The organism is Rheinheimera pacifica, from assembly GCF_024809855.1.
Lineage (GTDB): Bacteria > Pseudomonadota > Gammaproteobacteria > Enterobacterales > Alteromonadaceae > Alishewanella > Alishewanella pacifica_A.
The window spans coordinates 1-20,658 of sequence record NZ_JANUEM010000014.1 but is presented as its reverse complement, the minus strand read 5'-3'; the positions used below and the strand labels follow the sequence as shown (position 1 = coordinate 20,658).

The 20,658-nt window shown below is 48.8% G+C and carries 18 protein-coding genes and 1 rRNA gene; 1 reads left to right on the top strand and 18 read right to left on the bottom strand.

What is annotated here, in order from left to right; translation table 11 throughout:
• Positions 1 to 19: 19 nt before the first annotated feature.
• The 16 genes from M2404_RS16100 to M2404_RS16025 form a co-directional block, all read right to left on the bottom strand.
• Complete coding sequence (locus M2404_RS16100) at positions 20 to 1,063, bottom strand: rod shape-determining protein (protein WP_008219881.1); 1,044 nt, start codon at positions 1,061 to 1,063, stop codon at positions 20 to 22.
• A gap of 218 nt (positions 1,064 to 1,281) precedes the next feature.
• Positions 1,282 to 5,238 carry a DUF6701 domain-containing protein gene (locus tag M2404_RS16095; RefSeq protein ID WP_259240784.1) on the bottom strand — a complete coding sequence of 1,319 codons (3,957 nt, stop codon included), beginning with the start codon at positions 5,236 to 5,238 and terminating at the stop codon, positions 1,282 to 1,284.
• Positions 5,238 to 5,648, bottom strand: coding sequence for a type II secretory pathway component (locus M2404_RS16090; protein WP_259240783.1), 411 nt, complete (start codon positions 5,646 to 5,648; stop codon positions 5,238 to 5,240). Before M2404_RS16090 ends, M2404_RS16095 begins: the two co-directional genes overlap by 1 nt.
• The gene (locus tag M2404_RS16085) at positions 5,638 to 6,300 is read right to left on the bottom strand and encodes a PilW family protein (protein ID WP_259240782.1); all 663 of its coding nucleotides are present in this window, start codon (positions 6,298 to 6,300) and stop codon (positions 5,638 to 5,640) included. The genes M2404_RS16090 and M2404_RS16085 overlap by 11 nt, the downstream gene beginning before the upstream one ends.
• Before the next feature lie 5 nt (positions 6,301 to 6,305).
• Positions 6,306 to 6,833 carry a type IV pilus modification PilV family protein gene (locus M2404_RS16080; protein WP_259240781.1) on the bottom strand — a complete coding sequence of 176 codons (528 nt, stop codon included), beginning with the start codon at positions 6,831 to 6,833 and terminating at the stop codon, positions 6,306 to 6,308.
• Complete coding sequence (locus M2404_RS20300; RefSeq protein WP_310503100.1) at positions 6,827 to 7,303, bottom strand: type II secretion system protein; 477 nt, start codon at positions 7,301 to 7,303, stop codon at positions 6,827 to 6,829. The genes M2404_RS16080 and M2404_RS20300 overlap by 7 nt, the downstream gene beginning before the upstream one ends.
• A 13-nt stretch (positions 7,304 to 7,316) precedes the next feature.
• Complete coding sequence (locus M2404_RS20295) at positions 7,317 to 7,847, bottom strand: prepilin-type N-terminal cleavage/methylation domain-containing protein (protein ID WP_310503099.1); 531 nt, start codon at positions 7,845 to 7,847, stop codon at positions 7,317 to 7,319.
• Positions 7,848 to 7,862: 15 nt separating this feature from the next.
• Positions 7,863 to 8,423: a prepilin-type N-terminal cleavage/methylation domain-containing protein gene (locus M2404_RS20290; RefSeq protein WP_310503098.1), complete on the bottom strand. Its 561-nt coding sequence runs from the start codon at positions 8,421 to 8,423 to the stop codon at positions 7,863 to 7,865.
• 86 nt (positions 8,424 to 8,509) lie between these two features.
• Positions 8,510 to 9,739, bottom strand: a complete 1,230-nt coding sequence (locus M2404_RS16060) for a type II secretion system F family protein (RefSeq protein WP_259240780.1) — start codon at positions 9,737 to 9,739, stop codon at positions 8,510 to 8,512.
• A gap of 5 nt (positions 9,740 to 9,744) precedes the next feature.
• Entirely contained in the window at positions 9,745 to 11,472 is a 1,728-nt protein-coding gene (locus M2404_RS16055; protein ID WP_259240779.1) for a GspE/PulE family protein, read from the bottom strand.
• Positions 11,473 to 11,476: 4 nt separating this feature from the next.
• Complete coding sequence (locus M2404_RS16050) at positions 11,477 to 12,649, bottom strand: tetratricopeptide repeat protein (RefSeq protein ID WP_259240778.1); 1,173 nt, start codon at positions 12,647 to 12,649, stop codon at positions 11,477 to 11,479.
• A complete protein-coding gene (locus M2404_RS16045) occupies positions 12,646 to 13,563 on the bottom strand; it encodes an ExeA family protein (protein WP_259240777.1) in 918 nt (305 codons plus the stop codon). Before M2404_RS16045 ends, M2404_RS16050 begins: the two co-directional genes overlap by 4 nt.
• Before the next feature lie 2 nt (positions 13,564 to 13,565).
• Positions 13,566 to 15,221: a pilus (MSHA type) biogenesis protein MshL gene (gene mshL, locus M2404_RS16040; RefSeq protein WP_259240776.1), complete on the bottom strand. Its 1,656-nt coding sequence runs from the start codon at positions 15,219 to 15,221 to the stop codon at positions 13,566 to 13,568.
• 4 nt (positions 15,222 to 15,225) lie between these two features.
• Entirely contained in the window at positions 15,226 to 15,546 is a 321-nt protein-coding gene (locus tag M2404_RS16035) for a general secretion pathway protein GspB (RefSeq protein WP_259240775.1), read from the bottom strand.
• Positions 15,524 to 16,174, bottom strand: a complete 651-nt coding sequence (locus M2404_RS16030) for a hypothetical protein (protein WP_259240773.1) — start codon at positions 16,172 to 16,174, stop codon at positions 15,524 to 15,526. The genes M2404_RS16035 and M2404_RS16030 overlap by 23 nt, the downstream gene beginning before the upstream one ends.
• On the bottom strand, positions 16,171 to 17,673 hold the full coding sequence (locus M2404_RS16025; RefSeq protein ID WP_259240772.1) for a PilN domain-containing protein: 1,503 nt from the start codon (positions 17,671 to 17,673) through the stop codon (positions 16,171 to 16,173). Before M2404_RS16025 ends, M2404_RS16030 begins: the two co-directional genes overlap by 4 nt.
• A 73-nt stretch (positions 17,674 to 17,746) precedes the next feature.
• Here M2404_RS16025 and M2404_RS16020 point away from each other — a divergent pair, with 73 nt between their 5' ends.
• Positions 17,747 to 18,697: a 1-aminocyclopropane-1-carboxylate deaminase/D-cysteine desulfhydrase gene (locus M2404_RS16020; RefSeq protein ID WP_259240771.1), complete on the top strand. Its 951-nt coding sequence runs from the start codon at positions 17,747 to 17,749 to the stop codon at positions 18,695 to 18,697.
• On the opposite strand, the gene M2404_RS16015 is transcribed toward M2404_RS16020, so the two are convergent.
• Together M2404_RS16015 and rrf are read right to left on the bottom strand one after the other, a co-directional pair.
• Positions 18,654 to 20,279: an EAL domain-containing protein gene (locus M2404_RS16015; protein WP_259240770.1), complete on the bottom strand. Its 1,626-nt coding sequence runs from the start codon at positions 20,277 to 20,279 to the stop codon at positions 18,654 to 18,656. The two genes, M2404_RS16020 and M2404_RS16015, sit on opposite strands and share 44 nt — an antisense overlap.
• A 287-nt stretch (positions 20,280 to 20,566) precedes the next feature.
• Positions 20,567 to 20,658 (bottom strand): 5S ribosomal RNA (rrf, locus tag M2404_RS20380); the annotation flags it as partial.

Sequence of the window (20,658 nt, the reverse complement as noted above, 5' to 3'; positions counted from 1 at the left end):
TGCACCGGCGATGGCTCAGTTAGTCATAACTGAACACATCACCACCATGCATATCGATCATCTCCAGTGCCTTACCGCCACCGCGGGCTACGCAGGTTAACGGATCGTCAGCTACCACTACCGGAATACCGGTTTCTTCCATCAGTAAACGGTCCAGATCACGCAGTAACGCGCCACCGCCGGTTAATACCATGCCGCGCTCAGAAATATCTGACGCCAGCTCAGGTGGTGATTGCTCCAGCGCAACCATTACTGCACTGACAATACCGGCCAGCGGCTCTTGCAGTGCTTCTAAAATTTCATTGCTGGTCATGGTAAAGCTGCGTGGCACGCCTTCGGCCAGATTACGGCCGCGTACTTCAATTTCCAGTACGTCATCACTGGGGTAAGCTGAACCAATTTCGGTTTTAATGCGCTCGGCTGTGGCTTCGCCAATCAGAATGCCGTAGTTACGGCGGATATAGTTAACGATGGCATCATCAAACTTATCACCACCAATACGTACAGAAGACGAGTACACCACACCGTTTAACGAGATAATGGCAACTTCAGTAGTACCACCACCAATATCAACCACCATAGAACCGGTTGCTTCAGATACCGGCAGGCCAGCACCGATAGCGGCGGCCATAGGTTCGTCAATTAAATACACTTCACGCGCACCGGCACCCTGAGCCGATTCACGGATCGCCCGGCGTTCTACCTGGGTAGAGCCACAAGGCACGCACACCAGCACACGCGGGCTGGGGCGCAGAAAACTGTTGCTGTGCGCCTGGCGGATAAAATGCTGCAGCATTTTTTCTGTCACGTAAAAGTCGGCGATCACGCCATCTTTCATCGGGCGTATCGCTTTAATATTGCCGGGGGTGCGCCCAAGCATACGTTTTGCTGCATGGCCTACCGCCGCAACACTTTTTGGCCCGCCTGCACGTTCCTGACGAATGGCAACAACAGAAGGCTCGTTCAGTACTATGCCCTGATCTTTAACGTAAATCAGCGTATTGGCAGTACCTAAGTCGATGGATAAATCGTTTGAAAAGAGGCCACGCAATTTATTAAACATGAAGAAACCGGATCCTTATAAACCTGAGCCGCCAGAAGCAGGTCAGCACTGCACCGCACTAAGGTCGCAGCAATAGTAAATATAGCGGCGTTTATTCTAAGTAACTCGCCAGCGTGTGAATAGCCTTATCTTACATTTTTGTGCAATTAAACCAAGTATTGCCTGCATTTATCTGTCAGCAACCACTTACCGGCACTCAACCTGCGTTAGGCTGGTGTTTAGGGGAATAGTTCACGCCAAAAAATTTGTCTTGGATTACCGCGAAAACGGCCAAACATAAATTCGGCAGTAGGGTTATTATTAAATTCGCCGTTCGCATCCCAGTCATATTGCAGCCAGGGATCTGTTCGATACTCCATATCGCCGCGGCCACGCTGCTGCGGTTGCGGTGCTGGCAATAAAAGTGTTGGTACTCCATTTAATGACATACTTCGGCCTTGCTGGAGGATTGAAGCACTGGCTTGAGAGTTAATGCTCATAAGCACTGTATTTGCTGATTCATCTCTTAACTGTAGATTAGGGTCACTACTACCAGGCCGAACTACTGCGCTAGCACTAAGCACACTACAATTATCATTCGGATTGGTAATGAACCTTGCTCCATTCCAGTATTCAGCCCGCAAGACTAATGGCAAAGATTCATTTTCCGGGCCATAGGCATTATCCAGTACCATACGGCCATAGCGGAAATCTGCATTGCTGCTAGTAGAACCAGCAACAGTATTCTCAAGTTGTTTTGCATTAGTATCGAAAATTAAATTGGGTGCAAAAATCAATACTGAGTCAAGCTCGTTAGCAATTTTAGCTCCGAGCTTGATTCTGTTATCAGCCAACTCATCAAGCTTCATAAAAGGTCCGTCTGGCTCATTTGCTAACCTGACAAAGCGCCCTTTAGCCGCAACAACACTGCTCCCGGCATCCCATGTTAAGGGGTAAATTTTCGGGTCACCGGCCACATTTATAAACATAAAGCGATCTTCTACCTTGGTAAAAGATGTTTCTGTCACCACTTCTAAATCTGCCGAAGCAAAATCGCCAAAATAATTTTGAGTGATATTTCCGGCTAAATTAAGCGCCTTCAGTGACACATCAATCGAAAATGGCTGCCCCATATAGCTAAAACCGCCACAGGCAGGAGTATACGTTGAGATTGCAGATATACTTGCAGGATAGAAACGGCCAATCGTACCGCTTACCGGCTTATCAGACACATCGGTTGTGCCTATATAGCTGTCATTTAGCAGCCTGGCGCGCAGGTTGATACTCCCGACTTCATTCCACCTGATTCCTCTCACAGTTTGCCGACCTGCGGTCGCTACGATACTGGTGTCGACCAAGCCATTATTTAAGCTACCGTTAATGCCGTTTAATGGATACACCAGTTTGTCAAATACCGTTTCAACCCGCTGCCTGGTTAGCTCTTTACCAAAATTCGGCGTAGCTGCGCCATCCGCATTACGTGACTCAATCACGGCATCGAAAGACTCACCTGCTGCAACAAAGCCATCACCGGTATTTGTTGTGCCAGGGTTAGCACTACCGTTTTGCCTCAGGGCCTGTACCACTGCCAGCGTATGCGGCCGCACCACAAAGGCCGTGCTGCTGCCATTTAGTGTTATGGCAGGATCAGGAGATTGCTCTGGCAAGGCCAGGCTGGCGTGCAGGGCTAGCTGGCCCACATCAGTGTAACGCATAGTGATTGGCGCGCTGCCACTGCTATTAAATGTCAGGTTAACATTACTACGGTTAGTGCTGCTTGCGGCACTATTGGCGGCAATTGACGTATTGTTAATACTAAATTGCTGCCCGGCAATACAACTGGATGGGTTTTCACAACTAAAGCCCAGGCGCACTGTTTTTGTACCTTCGGCTCTGGCCTCACAGGCACCGGTAGTGGTATTGGTGCGAATTGCCCTTAGTACGCCGTTAAAAGCAACACCGGCCGTTTGATGGCTAAGGGGGGTAATACCATCGGCCTGAGCAAACAATAAACCGGCATTGGCAAAATTGATCTGACAATTGCTACTGCTGCTACCCACCTTGCACACGGTTTGGCTAAAGGCTTTTCTTGGCGGTACGGTTTCTGTTACCCCTATGGTAGCCACGCCACCGGCAGGGTGCCTTAAGTAAGCCGTGCCTACACCATTGGTTAGCGTTATGGGATCGGTTTGCCAGTTACCGGCAGAGTTAGACAAGTCTACCGAAACCGGGCTGGTAAACAAACTGCTGCAATCTGCATTCAGACAAGCTTTTACCTGCACTGCCGAAGCCACACAGGCGATACCTGTTGCCTGGTGTGTTAATTCAATATGATCTATTTGCTGGCCAACCGGCATAGAGCGCTGTGCACAAATGCTCAGGTTGTCCAGTTCATGTATATTATTAGAACCACCGGTTGAGCCGGTAATAGAAACAAAGAAGTTTTCCGGCACCGGTGCCTGCCCGGTTTGACCCTGTACATTAAAGGGCGCAATTAAATTAACAAAGCCATTACCGGTATTACGATCAACCGACACCATGGTAGAGCCCGTAGCTCTTGAATCTATGGTAAAGCGGTAGCGGTGCGGATTGTTCTGGTTGCCATCTACGGCAGGAGACAGGCAATTACCATTAGTGTTGCTGGTACCGTTGTTACAGGTACCACGCAAATAGCGATAGCCAGTTGTACCGGAACCCGAGCCGCGAACCACCACAGATTGCTGCCGTCTGCCAATATTAGTACTGCCGCCCTCAGCAGAATAATTACCATATTCATCCAGACCAAACCCCAGCCAGCCACCGGAAAAACCCGGAATACCAGGTTTAAAGCCATAGCCCAGCGGCCCGCCAAAAGCACCAGGCTGCGGTGTAACAGTAGCGTCTGACAGCACCAGCGCTAAACCATCAGCACCATTGCCGCCATAGGCTAAATAGTCAAACTCAACCACTACCAGATTATTTGCTGCCGGATATAAACGCTGATAGGTCACTGAGGTAGACTGATTACCGACATTTTGCGTCATACGCAAACGCCCGTTAACCACTGATGGTGTAAAGTCACCACTGCTGCGGGCCGTGATCCAGCTCTCAGTTGACAAAGGGCTATTGAAATTATCTGCCAAACACTGTGCTACCTGCTGAGAACAAAGTGTTGCCGGATTAATTGCGCCATATGTGCATTCACCATAAATTGCGCTGTTGCCTTCTCCAACAATTCTTTGCCATGACGTACCAACGGTAACAGAGCCATACACCACAGAGTTTACCAGCTTGGCTTCTTGTAAAGCATAACCGCTCTCACCACTGATATTGCCATACAGGGTGCTGCCATCAAGCAAAACATTAAACCTGGCCTGAATGTTCCCGGTAAACTCAGCACCATCTCTAATGATTACATTATTTGCGCCACCAACAATGTTGGCGGTTATATTTCCGCCGACAATTTCAACCCGATCTGCGGAGCACCCTGAGCCCAGTTGAGGCGAGGTTTTAATATCACCGGCCAGCATAGTGATATTAGTCAGCAGAATATTATTACAAACCGATTCAAGACCACCATTTAAAGTACCACCAGAAATTTGAATACCACTACTGCCGGATACACCATTTTGCAAGGTACTGTTTGCCACTGTTACTTTATTTGAACTGCTTGTTACCCTGCCTGCTATGCTACTGCCGGTTATGCTCACGTCACTGTTTGCGGTAACCGTACCCGATACCGTTACATTGGTCAGCACAACGCCATTAGTGGCATTGATGTTGCCATTTACAGCCCCGCCGTTATGGTTGTATGTCGCATCGGTTTGTACATTGCCATTTACCGTAGAAGAAGTAAGCCCAACAGCACCACTGGTAGTTTGTATATTGCCCCAAATCGTGCTGTTAGCCGCTACCACTACGCTGCCGTAGGTTGCCTGCAGGTTAACTCTGTTACTATTCTGGCCGAGAGTGACATTAGTACCTAACTGAAAACCATTTTGTGCCACCAGCGTAATACTGCCGGCAGAAGCGCTGATAATATCGTTGTTGTTAAGCGTTACCCGGCCATTTCCGCTACAGGTATAGGTGGTGCCGCTGACACTCCAACTGGTACTACAAGGCGGTCTGCTGTTTGCTGCCATAGTGTAAGTAGCCGCATAAGCACCAACCGGCAACAACATCAGGCATAAGATTGCAAAGCGGTATATTGGTCGCATCAACGCACCTCTATTTGCACTGTACGGCGGGTTTGAAAACCACCGGCTTCGCAACTGGCGGTGCTGCTAAGCTTAAATAACGTAATACTCTCTGGCGCTGCAGTGGTAAAGGGGGTACAGCTGATACTAACATTGCAACTTTGCAAACTGTCGGCATTAAAACTGCGCGATGCTGTAACAGCGCCGCAGCCCGCAGCAGCGCCATTAAGAGGAAACAGTTGGGTTAACGCAATTTCCAGCCCGCTTTGCGCCGCAAACAGTGCGCGGGTGCCCTGCACTTCATATACTACGGTTTCACTGCTGCTGATAAGCAAACGTGACAAAGCCGCTGCCAGCGCCAGCATAACAACAATAACAAAAACGGCGATAACAAGCGCACTGCCGCGCTGCTTTTGATAGTTAAGGTACATTGGGAATATGCACCTCGTAGTTAAAAAACATATCAGTACCTGCATCGCCAAAACTCAGATACAAGTTAATTAACGCATTACGTTGTAAGGTAGGCTCAGTTACCTCAAAGCGTGTGTCTGGCCGCACCTGCTGTGCCATTAATATGCCGTTACGCGTTATAGTAGAACCTGTCCGGCAGTAACGCACTGTCTCGCTGTATACATAAAAACGTTTTGCCGGCGACTCGTAAGGGAAAGCTCCGCCGGTAAATGTCATGCTGTTGCCCGATATGCTGCTTATGCTTCGCATTCTGTCTGCCACTGCATGCTGCGGATTTTGTGGATAAATCACCAAAAAATCTCCAGCCTGCGCAGGCTCTTTCAGCCAGCTAAGCTCTACCGTGCTGGCAGTCAGTGTCTGATATAAGCCCACTGTTTTAATAGGCATAAACTCTAAACAGTCGTTGTCGACTTTTACACTGTTAGGTAGTGCATTTCTAAGCTCCCTTACCATACGTTCAGCAACAAAACGGCTTTGCCCCAGCAATTGTTCCCGTTCAGCAACATCGGTATACATACGGGCACCTAAGCCAATATAGCTGGTAATACCCAGAGCAAGTATAGCCAGCACCACCATGGTAATAATTAGCTCAATCAAAGTAAAACCGCGCATAAGCATTACCAGTTACCCTTATAGGCTGTAAAACGCACGCTACTGCCAGACGGAGGGGTTATTATAATGGTAATACGGCGCATATTAGCTAAGACGGCATCGTCAACTACATCAACCTGTATGCTGTAGTTACGATATACCTCAGCCAAAGTATCATTCTTGGCATCGGTCAGGGTGTCTCCTGTAGTAGCATAATTATTGTAATCTTCTACGCCAATAAAGCCGGAGCGTGCAGAGTTTCTTGGCGGATTGAACACCGGAATAGCACTACAGGAAGCCGCCCCAACTTCACCGCAACGCAATAAACTGCCATCTTTAAAACTGTTTTTATCAAAACGACGGCTCAGTATTTCATTCATCAGGCTTTGCCCAAGCTCGGCAGCACGTACCTGATGCCAGGGATCAGCGCTTTTAATAAATAACGGGCCTAATACCGAGGTAATAATGCTTAAGCTAATGGCCAGCACAACTATGCCAACAATCAGCTCTATTAAGGTAACGCCACGGCTATATCTAAGGCTGGGTTTTAGCATGGGTGAATATAGCCCTCACTTTGAATGCATATTTCAAGCTTTACTGCTCCCTCGATTGCCATACGGCAACCATCAGAGGGACAGTTAGCTCTGGGGCTACCATTGCTGCGGAATCTAAGTTGATTGGAGTTAATACCACTAAGCTTAATAAAACGAATTGCTCCAATGTCTTGTCGGGCTATACAAAGTTGATTAGTACTGTACGTATTGTTATCTGGGCAACTGTTGGCACCGACAAAAATCTTGTCACTCTCGAAAATAATTCGGTGTTCTTGACAACTATCATCCGTACACTGCATAGCCTGCATCTGAAAGTTACGCAGTAAGTTTAATACCTGGTCACGGTATAAATACTCAGATGTACCAGAGGCATCAAAAAAACGGGGTACTACGCTAACAGCGAGTACCCCGATTAATACCAGCACCACAATAAGCTCAATTAAGGTAAAGCCGCGGTGCTGTAATTTCATAAATAGTTACCGTTTAGCAACCATTAGCATGCACTGTAATAACTGGCTTAACACCACCACCAACGGCTTGCTCATAAACAACATGGCAAGAATCTGCTGCATCTGTGCTTAATACAGTGCCTACCGGCGAAACGACCACTGAGTTTGCAGTCGCGCCAAAAGCAGGGGCGTCATCGCCGGTTCCAACTGCAACATTCCATTCAGCGGCTACGAGTTCAGCAACAGCACGAATAGAGTTAACTGTTGGTGCTGGGTAACCATTAACTACGCCTGTAGCAGGCGCCGTACATCCACCATTTGGCTGAACAATAACGTCACCATCTGCAGTAAGACACCCATTCCCATTTTGCTGACCGGCAATAATTGCTTTACCATAAACTAATGCACCGGCAGATTCCAATGCTCCTTTTACACCATTAAGGGTTGATGTTCTGGCATCACCGGAGAAATTTAAAAACCGGGGAGCGGCTGTTACAGCCAGAATACCCAGAATAACGATAACAATAATTAATTCAATTAATGTAAAACCTTGATTACGTTTCATAATAGACCTTATAGCTTAGGGTTTAGTTAAAAATGCAGTGACCTGGCCTGACGCCGGAGCGTAAGTAAAACCATTACTGTTTGACTGATCAGACGGAATGGCCGTTAAACCAGCAGTTTGGTGATATACACATAATGCCGGTGTGCCATTTTGGTTTGAACCGGGTTGAGCACGAATGTACAGCTTCTGAGCTGTCATCTGAGCAAGAGTAAGGCCCTGGCCTGCAATAACCGAACTGGGTGCTGCCTGTAAAATCGTATTTAACACTGTCTGGCATTGTGCTGCATCAATATCATTTGCAGCTGCTGCACCACCAGCCGGATAACCGGTAGCGGCAACATTCACTACTACGCCGTCATAGTTTACCGTGCCATTTGCAGGGCGGCCCTCAACTTCCCATTGTGCCCGTACCAAACCCACGGCAGAGGCAAAACCACCGGCGATACCTTCAATGGCGGCATCTTCGGCTTGTTCGGTAACATTTAAAAACCGCGGTAAGGCGGTTGCGGCCAGTAATCCCAAAATAATAATTACTATAACCAGTTCTATCAGGGTAAAACCTGTTTGTTTTTTCATCGTTAAATCTCCGGTGTCCTTGTTGTAGTTAGTATATCGCTAATATTCGCAATTACATCCCCATATTGCTCACAATAGTTAAAGCATTAACCAGTATTACCCTTGTAAGCATTGAGCATATCCCACATTGGAGTAAAGATACCCAATGCCAGAATCAGTACCATTACCGCTACTATCGCGATAAGAATAGGTTCAATTTTTGCCGTCAGACTCTTTAAATCAAAAGCCACTTCACGCTCATAAAAACCGGCTACTTCGCCTAGCATATCGTCCATGGCACCGGTTTCTTCGCCCACTGAGATCATTTGTAATACCAGGGGCGTAAACAACCCGCTTTGCTGGCTTGCCCGCAATAAGCTTTCGCCACGTTCTATATTACGCCGCATATCACGAATTTTTTCGCCCATATATTCGTTGTCTACCGCATCGGCAACCAGTGTTAGTGCGCTGGTCATGGGTACACCGGCTTTTAGCATCATGCCAAAACTACGGGCAAAACGGCCCAGCGTAGCGCGGTAAATAACATTGCCGATAATAGGAAACACCAGCCGCCAACGGCCCCAGACAACCCGGCCTTTATCAGTTTTAATATAACTGCGAAACCCAAGCGTGGCACCCATGGCAGCAATAATAATTAATGGCCAGTAGGCAACAAAAAATGCCGAACTGGCCAGCAAGGCTTTGGTAGACCAGGGTAGTTCTGCATTAAAACGGGCAAACATATTGGCAAATTGCGGTATAACTGCCAGGTTAAGAATAAACATAGCCACTACCAGGGCTATCAGCACAAAAAACGGATAACGGGTAGCCTGTTTAATTTGTTTGCGGGTTTCCAGCTCTTGCTCAAAATAATAATTCAGCTGTAAAAAGGCTTCATCCAGGCGGCCGGTGTTTTCACCGACGTGCACTATGCTAACCATTAAACGGCTAAATACTTTGGGGTGTTCGGCCAGCGCTACCGATAAGCTGCGGCCATTTTCCAACTGTCCAACCAGTTCACCCAGTACCTTTTGCAAACGTTTAGAGCTGGTGCTTTGCGCCAGGCCTTCAATAGCCCGAACTATCGGAATACCGGCTTTCATCAGTGAATACATCTGGCGGGAAAACAGAATTAAATCGGTTAGCGATACTTTAGCCTGCCATAACTCTAACCGGGCAATTGATACATTACTTTGTTCTGCCTGGCGCTGAATAGTTAACGGAATAAAACTGCGACGGCGCAGTAAATCGGCAGCAGCGCCCTCACTGCCTGCCTCTATCTGGCCACTCACAGCATTGCCGTTGCTATCGCGCGCGGTGTATACAAAGTTAGCCATGGTGCTTAGGGCTCCACTGTGGCAAGACTTTCGGTGTCAAGGTATTCCGACACCCTTATTACTTCGTCCAGGCTGGTAATGCCTTGCTGGGCATAATGTAATGCCATAGTACCCAGGCTGACAAAACCTTCGCTGTGATGCGCTAAATGGGCAAAGCCGGCTGTGTCGTTGCGGCGCAGTGCATCCGCCAGGGGTTTGGTAATAAGCAACAGTTCAAACACCCCCAGACGGCCTTTGTAACCACTGTGATTACACGACTGACAACCTTTGGCATGCCAGTAAGATGCACCGGTGTCGGCTTTATGATGGCGTAACCAGCTGCTTTCCAGCTCGTCGGGCTGATAGGGTTGTTTGCAGTAGTCGCATAAACGCCGCACCAGACGCTGCGCCACTATAGCGCGCAGTGCCGACGCTACCAGATAAGGCGCTGCGCCCATATCAATTAAACGCAAAGTACTGGTTACGGCATCGTTGGTGTGCAGCGTAGATAGCACTAAATGGCCGGTTAAAGCGCCGCGCAAGCCCATTTCTGCGGTTTCCTGATCGCGCATTTCACCCACCATAATAATGTCGGGGTCTTGCCGTAAGGTGGTGCGCAGTACATTGCTGAAACTCAGGCCGATTTTATGATTAACCTGTACCTGATTAATCCGGGGTAAACGGTATTCTACCGGATCTTCCACGGTGATAATTTTACTGCCGGCCTGGTTAAGTTCACTTAGCAGCCCGTACAAGGTGGTGGTTTTACCCGAGCCCGTAGGGCCGGTTACCAGTATCATGCCATGCGGGCTTTTAATAATACGCCGCAACTTACTCAGTAGTGGCGCTGGCATACCGGTTTCTTCCAGTTGCAGCAAACCTGCTGACTGATCAAGTAAGCGCATTACCACCGATTCGCCATATTGCACCGGCATAGTAGAAATACGCACATCTATCTGATGTTTTTTTACATTAATCTGAAAACGGCCGTCTTGTGGCATGCGTTTTTCTGAAATATCCAGATTTGCCATTAATTTAAGCCGCAGCACCAGTGCAGAGGCAATACTGACCTCGTTCAGGATATTTTCCTGCAGCACACCATCAACCCGCTGACGAATACGCAGTACCTTTTCATCCGGCTCGATATGAATATCCGACGCCTTTACCTGCACGGCATCTTCAAACACTGACTGCAGTAGCTTGGCAATGGTGTTGTCGGCATCGGCTTGCTCATCCAGTACATTCAGTTCAAGGTTGGTGTCGGTACCATGCTCGGCTTTAAGCTGGGTAGCAAAACTTTCAATATCTTTGGTACGCCGGTACAGGGTGTCGAAAGCCTCAATCAGCTGGCTTTCCCGCACTACCGCCAGCGCCACTTCTTTTGGCGCCAGCAACCGGGCAATCTGATCCAGTGCGGCTAAATCTGCCGGGTCGCTCATACCCAGCAGTACGGTATCGCCGTTGTCTTCCAGCACCAGTGCTCTGAAACGCCGCGCCTGCACCTCGGGCAATAACTGTACGGCTTTAGGGTTTATCTGTTTTTGCGCAATATCAAGAAAAGGCACATTCAGCTGCTGTGCCAAAAACCGCAGCAGTTGCACCTCTGTCAAAAATTTCAGCTCGGTAAGGGTAGATCCCAGTTTACGGCCGGTTTCCTGCTGCCGCGCCAGCGCCTGCTGTAACTGGTCCTGCGAGATAATACCTTCATCAACCAGTAAATCACCGAGGCGCATTTTTAAACGAGGTCTTTGCATAAGGCTACTCTGTTGCTACCAAACGTTGTTGAATATAAGTTTTGCTCTGCACTGACAAGTTGTCACCCCATTGCAACGCGTTAAGATAGTACTGATGCGCCTCTGCCGGGCGTTCTAATGCTTCCAGCGATACAGCACCGCCAAGCCACCATTTACCCAACTGCGGCTGCAGGCGGCTTAGCTCAGCAAACCAGTCAAATGCCTGCTGATGCTGCCCAAGTTGCTGTAGCGCTGTTGCTTTAAGGCCGTAGTAGTCGGGGTGTAATGCCACAGCAAAACCGGCCGGTAGTAAGGCTTCTGTCTGTAACCATTGCTGGCGGCTGGCGGCTGCCTGAGCCAGCATCAACTGAATGTCGGCATCGACAATACCCTGCGTTTTTGCCTGCAATAAACTGGCCTCGGCCTGTTGCGGCTGGCCCAGTTGCAACCAAAGCCGGGCTTGTGCCAGATAAACCACGGCATCTTGTGGGGCTGCCTGCTGCAACTGTTGCCAGTAGCGCAGTGCCTGCTGCGGCTGACCGGCCTGTGTGGCTGCCAGCGCCTGCTGGCGCAGTTTAGCCTGCTGCTGCGCCGCCGTTGGCTCGCGGCTGGTTACGCTTAAGCTGCTGCCTGCTTTAGCCGCTGGTGGTACTGCTGCCTGTGCAATTTCAGGAAGCTGCGGCACAGGTGCAGCAGTATCATCCGGTTCAGTTCGCTGTTGCCCGGGTTGTGCGGCAATCGCGGCCACGTTTGCCACTGCCTGAACGGGCAACTCTGGTGCCGTAATAGTAGTTGTAGCTATACTTTCTGCTGCGGCGCTGTGCGCTGACGCTGCGGCTTGTAGTGATGCAAGGCTGTCTGTCGGCCCTGGGCGGTCTGTTGGCTCAGGGCTGTTTATTGGTTCAAGGCTGTTTGACTCAGGGCGGGCTGATATAGCTATTTCGGTCGCTATTCCCGGCTCTCTTGGCAGCTGTTGTGCTACTGGTTCCGGCGCAGTAGTGGCCAAATCGGCTGTTGGCACAACTGCACTGCGGCTTAATACCGCGTAAATAGCAAAGCACAGTAAGCCAAACGTCAACAGCAGTAGCAATGTTAACCATAAAGGCTGGCCGTGCCGGCGTGCAATAATCTGATTTGCACTGGCCGCGCTGTTGTTACGCTGATCTAAGTCGCGCAGCATTTTATTAATTACACTCATGCGCCACCTGCCAGCTTTAACAGCCCGGTTTGCGATGCCGCTGCCACACATGCCAGCGCCAGTAAGCCTGAACTACCGGCATACCACCACCAGCTTTTAGGTTTGGCGGTTACATCTTCGGTATCCATTGCCGCCAGCTTTACATGGCGCAGTGCGGCGTAAGGCTTACCTTCACCAAAAGCCAGCAGCAGTGCTTTATGCGCCAGAATGTTTACCAGCCTTGGTACACCGCGGCTGTAGCGGGCCAGAGCATTTAAGGCAAAGCTGCTGAAAAGTGCACGGCTGCATCCGGCTTGCTGTACACGCAAAGAGATATAAGCTCTGATCTGGCTTTTGCTCATTAAAGCCAGATCAGCGGAAAAGGTAATACGCTGCCGCAACTGCCGGAAACGGTAACTTGCCAGCTTTTTATTCAGTTCCGGCTGGGCAAACAGCACCACTTGCAGCAGTTTCCGTGTTTCTGTTTCCAGGTTGGTTAACAGCCGCAGTGCCTCCAGCGTTTCATCCGGCAGTGCCTGGGCTTCGTCAATTAATACTATGGCTTTTTTACCTTGTGCAGCCAATAACAGTAACTGGCGTTGCAGCAACTGCAGTAGTTGTGGCGGGTCTATATTAGCAGAGTGCTTCAGGCCCAGCTCTAATGCCAGCGCCCAGCGTAATTCAAGCGGCGTAAGGCAAGGGTCCGGTATATACGCCAATTGCCAGTCGGATTCGGTTTGTTGCAAAAGCTTGCGGCACAGCAGGGTTTTACCACTGCCTACTTCACCACATACTTTAATAAAACCTTCGCCGGCACACAGCGCCGTTTTCAGCACGGCCAACACATCCTGATGCTGCTCAAGCGGTACAAAGAATGTGGTGTCCGGTGTTAAACCGAATGGCATCCGGCTAAGCTGAAAATGCTGCAGGTACATAGTTAATTACCCTGGGCCCATCCGGATACCAGTTGCGAAGACTGCTGAATTTGCTGCTGCCATACGCCTTCGGTAACCACGGTTGGCTTTAGCAGTATTACCAGCTCTTTCTTTTTTTCCACTTTATTGATGTTGGTAAATAATTTACCCAGCAGCGGAATAGCGCTTAATACCGGCGTACGTGACTCGTTGTCGGTGGTGATAGTTTGCATTAAGCCACCTATTACCACTATTTCACCACTACGGGCGCGGATAATAGTGTCAGACTCGCGGATATTACTTTGGGCCAGCGGCAATGTGATTCGATCTGTTGTAGATAATTCAATTCGTTTCAACTGTTCGGAGGTTTCTGTCACAGAAGGATGGACATGTAATATGACATTGCCATTTGCATCAATGTGCGGCGTAACATCGAGGGCGATACCTGAGAAAAAAGGCTGCAAAGTAACATTTGGTGTAGTTGTTGCACCTGTTCCAGATAATGTGGTGCTACTAGCGACATTCGTTACAAAGTACTCATCCTGCCCAACTTTAATAACTGCTTTCTGATTATTCATAGCGGTAACTCGCGGATTTGACAATACTTGAGTATTTCCTTGTGTTTCCAGCAAGTTAATTACACCACTGAAATCAGCATTCTCAAACCTGATACTAGTGACACCGCCTAAAGTTTCGCTTACTACGTTGCCGAAACGACCCGATGTAGTACTCAAATCAAAGCCTGTTGAACGAATGCGTGAGATAAGGCTACCCCACTCCACTCCTTGCTGATACGCATCATCAAGAGTTACTTCGATAATTCTTGCTTCCAGCACCACCTGGCGCTGCAAATGCTGCTCTGACTGGCCAAGGTAAGCCTTTACCGCAGCAATTTCGTCTGGCATTCCGCGTACGGTTACCAAACCGGCTTGTGGTGTAACCACCACCATACGCTCGGGCCCGGTTCCTAACACTGTACTGACGGCTTTTTCCAGATCTTTCCAGAAGTCGGTTTTGCTTTCACTTTGAATAGTGCTGCCATTAAATTGCTGCTGGCCATACTGAGACTGGCTTTGATTGCTGTAATCACCCTGATTGAAGTTGCCCTGCGACGAGCGATTATTTCTGTTATTCTGGCCATTCTGATTATTCTGGCTGTCCTGAGATACACCACCAGAGTTTACCGCTACAGAAGAAAACCCCTGACGCTGCATCATTAAATAGTTAACCGCTATGCTTTCTGTACGCAGGCCAGCCGGATATATTTTATATATAAGCCCTTGCTGGCGAACGTCAAAACCATACAGTTGCTGCACTATTGCCATAGTTTCCGGCAACGTTACCTGTTTTAGCTGCAGGTTAATTTCGCCACTTACGCCGGGATGCATCACCACACTGTATGGTGTATCTGCGACCAGAGACTGGAAAAAGTCATTCAGCCCGGCATTGGCAGCCGCTACATCAAAACGTGGCAGCTCTGGCTGTACCGGAGTATAGCTACTGCTAAGCAAGTCCTGCGTTACAGCCAGCGGCACCGGTGCCACCGCAGTGCGGGCCGGAGCCTGCTGGGCAGCAGCTTGCTGTAATTCGCGCTGAGCGCCTTGTGGTACATCACTTTGTTGAAAAGCCTGACACCCGGTTAATAAAATGCTGCCGCACAACCACCCTAATTTATTCACTGGCTTATTCTTCATCTTGTTTTATCGCCGTATTAACTAAACGCAGTACTTGCCGTTCACCATTGAAATCCAATACAACATGATCAACTGCAATCTCATGCAGTTGATACTGGCTTATTTTTTCACCTTTACGCAGCAGGTTGCCGTTTATTACGGCAATACGGCCATTGGCGGTTTGTTTTATCAATTGTAAAGATAACGCCTGCGGTTGTGCTGCTGTGTCTGCTGTTGCCTTAGCCGCCAGCCAGGATGGCGCGGGACGGGTAGGATCAGCAAGCACCTGAACGCTTAGCAGCAACAGGCTATAAACGAATAAAGTCTTCATACTCACTCACAGTAATAAGTGTCAGTGTCAGTTCTGCCTGCGGATACTCAACAACCTGATAATTCAGTGCGGACCAGTTCAGCAACCAGGGTAATTGTTCCATGCGTTGTAATGCTCTGAACAAATCAGTGTAGCCTCCGGCAACGACCAGTGTGGTGGTATGTTGAAATAACATAGCCGAATCATCCGGTTGCTGCCCTTGCAGGCGTACAGCTTTAGGTGCCGATGTCAGCAGGCTTTTTAGCTGTACACCTTTACTGCTTTGCAAAATGTTACGCAGCAACGTGACCATTTGCTCTGCTCCGATAAAGTGGCTGGCGCTTTGGCGGATACGTTCATTCAGCTGTTGTTGCTGCTGTTCCAGGTTACTTATACGCTCACGGTAGTCCTGGTTTAAATCGGTACTAAGCTGAGCAAGCAATACCTCAGCCTGTTGTTGTGCATCCTGCAACTGCTGGCTGGCTTTAACCTGTAACACCCGCGTCTGCACAGTTTTGTGCCACAAGGGTTCCAGTACATAAATTACACTAAGCCACAGCAGTAATAATAAGCTGCCGAAGAACAACAGCAATTTTTCGCGCCGCTGTAGCTGGCTGAAACGATCTGACAGCAGTTGCCACTGGCTCACAACGTTTCTCCTTTTTGCGCCATCAGAACAAAGCTGACCGCAGTTGTATCCGGTACCTGTGTCATGCTTACCTGGCTAAAGCGCTGGCCTTTGAAATAGCCAAATTGCTGCAACCCTTCCAGCCACACCGTAATACTGGCGGGTTGTAACGTAACACCGCTAAAGCTGCTGCTGGCCTGCTGCAGGGTAAAATTGGTTAACCATAACTCGGGCAAGTCAACCTGCTGTAAATGCTGCAACACCGGGCTATAAAACTGGCTGGCCTGGTGCTGTTGTTCAGCCAGATAATTCAGCAGTTGTTGCTTTTGCGCCACAGCATACTCAGCCTGCTGATGCTGTTTTACCAGGGCTTCGTCTGGCTTACGCTGGGCTAACGCCTGCTGATACAAATCGGTTTGCTGCAGTTGTTGCTGTAGCTGTAACTCTGTCTCAGCCAGCGCTGCAGCCACCTGTTGTTGCTGCTGTGACAATAATAGCCAACCCAGCACAACTAACCCCGCTATTGCAACGGCACTACCAACCAGGCGCTGCAGGCTTAACCGTTCACGCACCGGATGCAGTCTTGGCTGATATAAGTTTACTTGTTGTTTAATATGACCGGCTCTGACAGCAGCACTGGCAGCCGCCAGCGCCGGCCAGTTATGCTGCAAGTCGTCCTGATTTATCGCAGCAGCAGGCTGTACCGGATGTAATGGTTCTACGCGGCTAAAACCGCTTTGGACAAACAACTCACATACCAGCTCGGTTTGAGCCATCAATACACGGATATCGCGTACCGGCGGTTGTTTTAACTGGCTTTCGAAGTAGTCCATTGAGCGCTGCAATTCAAGCAGCAAACGCTCCAGCGTGCCTTCGCGCAGCTCTGTTTCTGAATTAAGATGTAAATGGCTAAAACCGCGGGTACGGCGGGAGAAATACAACTGACCATCACGGATGATCTGAATTAACATTTCCTGCTCTGGCTGGTGCACCACCAACATCGTCGCCTGCGCCGATACCGGCAAAATGTGGCTTAACAACCATTCTTCGGGCTGGATAGAGCTAACGCTAAGGCCGGCGGCATCAACCACTGCGGTTAATTGCTTTAGCCAGGCATAGCTGCACACAACTACATTAATTTTTGCCTGCTGAGAATTACCAGGCAGGTCAATATAATCCAGCACCATGTCTTCCGGCGCTATTGTGACCAAATCTTTAATCTGCCAGGGCAATGCCTGCAGTAATTCATGCTCAGCCAGTGCCGGTTTATCCAGTTGCACCAGTTGATAACGCTCGGCAGATAATACCAGATGCAAGGTGCTGCCTGGCGACACTGACCGCAATGCAAGCTGCAGGCTTTCCTGCCAGTTATCCGCTTTGTAACTGAAAGCCTGGCTTTGTTTAAGCTCAGTACCTTGTAATATTACAAGCCGGATGCTGGCAGTGGCCAGATAGATTGCAACAACTGTGTCTGAATTGCCCGCAGCCGGGCTAAACCGCTTTATTATTTTTCTCAGCATAGCGATGCCATGATCTCCCTATATACAGCTATACTAGCGGCTATTCCGTTAACTGTCATTATTTCATACTGTTATGCAATCAGCAGAAGTTACCGCTTTACCTGTTATCGCTAGCTGGCAACAAATCCATCAGCCGATGTTACTCCGGCATCAGCTTGAGTTATGGGTTTATCAGTTAAATACTGCTATTCCACAATTGTCTGGCAATAAATGGCTGAAATTAAAATATCATATTGTCCAGGCACAACAGCTGCAAAAAGCCGGTTTTCTGACCTTCGGCGGCGCTTTTTCTAATCATTTAGCCGCAGTAGCCGCTATGTGCCATCATTATGGCCTGAAAAGCCTGGCTTATGTCCGTGCCGATCAGCTCGACAAACATAATCCTACTCTGGCATTTTGCCTGCAACACGGCATGCAAATTCAGCTACTTAACCGTGAGCAATATCGCCTGCGTAACGATGCCGACTTTCTGCAGCAATTGCAACAACAACATCAGCACTTTCTAATAGTGCCCGAAGGCGGCTCTTCTGCAGCAGGTGCCAGCGGAGTTGCCGAGCTGGAATTGGCTTTAACGCCGAACGGCACGGCCAGCCATGTTATTTGTGCTGCAGCCAGTGGCGGTACTTTAGCCGGTATCATTAACAGCACTGGCTGCAAAGTGTTGGGCATTGCTGTAGTAAAAGATCCGTCTTTGCCAGCACGTATTAACCAACTACTGCACAGCAGCGCTAAACAACACTGGTCTTTAAACACTGATTTTTGCGGCGCAGGCTACGCCAGGTTTGATGATAGCACCATACAATTTTGCCGTGACATGGCGCAGCAACAGCTGTATCTGGAACCCATTTACACCGGTAAAGCTCTGGCGGGTGTATTTACCTTGATTGAACAGGGTTATTTTTCACCCGGCAGCCGCCTTAGCTTCTTTCATACCGGCGGCCTGCAAGGTTTAGCCGGGTTGCACTACCGTAAACTCATAACTACAGCTGACTTTGCGTTATTATCTGGTTCAGCGGCTGGCTGAAATAAAATCCCTGCCCGCCAGCAATACCCAGTTTTTGCAACACCTGCCATTCAGCTTCAAGCTCAACACCGGTTGCCAATACCCGAATACTCTTACCGGCATAGCTGGCTATTAAGCCACGGACAAATAATTGCTGCTCCAGGTGCTGATCAATATTTCGCACTACCGAAGGATGTAGCTTTACTGACTCCAGTGGTAATTCATCCAGATAAACGGCGTTATCAATCACCAGCCCTACCTGATCAATAATCAAGGCGAAACCCAGAGTATGTAATTTAATTAAATTCTTACGCAGCTGTTTATAGTGCTTCAGCAGATGGTGTTCGCTTATCTCCAGTGCCAGGATATCTGGTTCTAACTGACCGGACAGCACCATGTGATCTAACCACTGCCACCATTGCGGCTCAAGTAAAGCCTGAATACTGATATTTACACTACAACGGCTATTCTTACCCATGTCTGCAGCGCAAAGTTTGGCTGTTTTAATAAGAACATGCTGGTCTATCTGGCTTGATAAACCACAGTTATGCGCCATAGGCAAAAATATGGCGGCCGGGATCTGGCCGTTATCGCTGCTTTGCAGTCTTACCAGCACTTCGTGCTGGATAATTTCACCATCATGCCAGGAGAAAACCGGCTGAAAACTTAATGCAAAGCGCTGCTCCTGCAACGCTTTATTAAGCTCAGATCGCCACCAGACAGAACCCTTCGCCTGTGGTTTGTCACTTTGCAGAATAAAACCAAAAGCCGCGTTCGGGCCATGTAACTGTGCCGTTTTTAACGCCATATCTGCTTCAGATAAAATCTGATAAGACGTTTGCTCACGCTGATATTCGGCATAACCAATGTGCAGTACATCCTGCCCGGCACAATCAGCAAAACAGCTGGCGCGGCTTAACAGTACGGCCATCCGGTCACCCAGTTTCTCCATTTCTTTACCATTCAGGCCGGCAATTAACATAACCAGGTCAGTGTCGGACAAACGCGCAATAACAGTATCGGCGTAACCGGCAGCAATGCCATTAAGCACATCTACACAACCTTTCAGCCGGCTTACCTGTTTAATACCAGCCCGGCTGATTTCAGGATGTGACAACTGAATAATATATACCGCCCCAGAACCCACTTCAGACTGATCACTGAGATAATGCTGCAACTTGCTTTCAAAAAATACCCGGTTGCCAACGGCCAGCTCGTGGTCAATAAGTCCCTGTACCCGTACCAGATGCCGAACTTCCTGATCGCGTTTCAGCAAATGTGTTACCTGGTTGCTCACTTTAGCCAAAGCAGCTAAAAGCGAATCATCCCTGGATGTTTTAAGCTCCAGTTTGTCTTCCAGCAACATAACCGCCGAGCGTAACTTATCAGCATCAACCATATAGGTTTTTTGTGCCTGAATACTAAACCAGAACGTAAGCGCGCCGCAGCTAAGCAGTACAATATTAACGCTAATATATAATAAAACAGCTGATGCTATCGGTTGAGCAGCCAGCATCAGCGTATTAATAAGCACAGCGCAAATCAAAAGCGCAGCAAGCTGCTTCCAGACAGAGGAAGAATATAGTTGAGGTGTGCGGGCCAAGGGCAACTCCTTTTGAACCTTGTCACAATGCTATAGCTTAGCAGCAGAGTTGCAGATTAATATAGAAAAATAATCTTAGCAAAGCAAAAAGGCCGGCTCTATCGAATAGCGGTGAACTACATTGCTCACCCCCTCCATGGGGTTCGCCGCTTCGCGGCCAGCTAAAGCTGTCCCAGTTCGTTCCGGACGAACTGGTCGCATAGCGTTTCGCTCACTCGGGCAGGTAACCCACCAGCAATACCAATAAAAAAACCCTTCGTTTTCACGAAGGGTCTGTTTAATTGGGAGCCTGGCGGTGAACTACTCTCGCATAGCGAATGCTACACTACCATCGTCGCAGCTGCGTTTCACTTCTGAGTTCGGAATGGGTTCAGGTGGT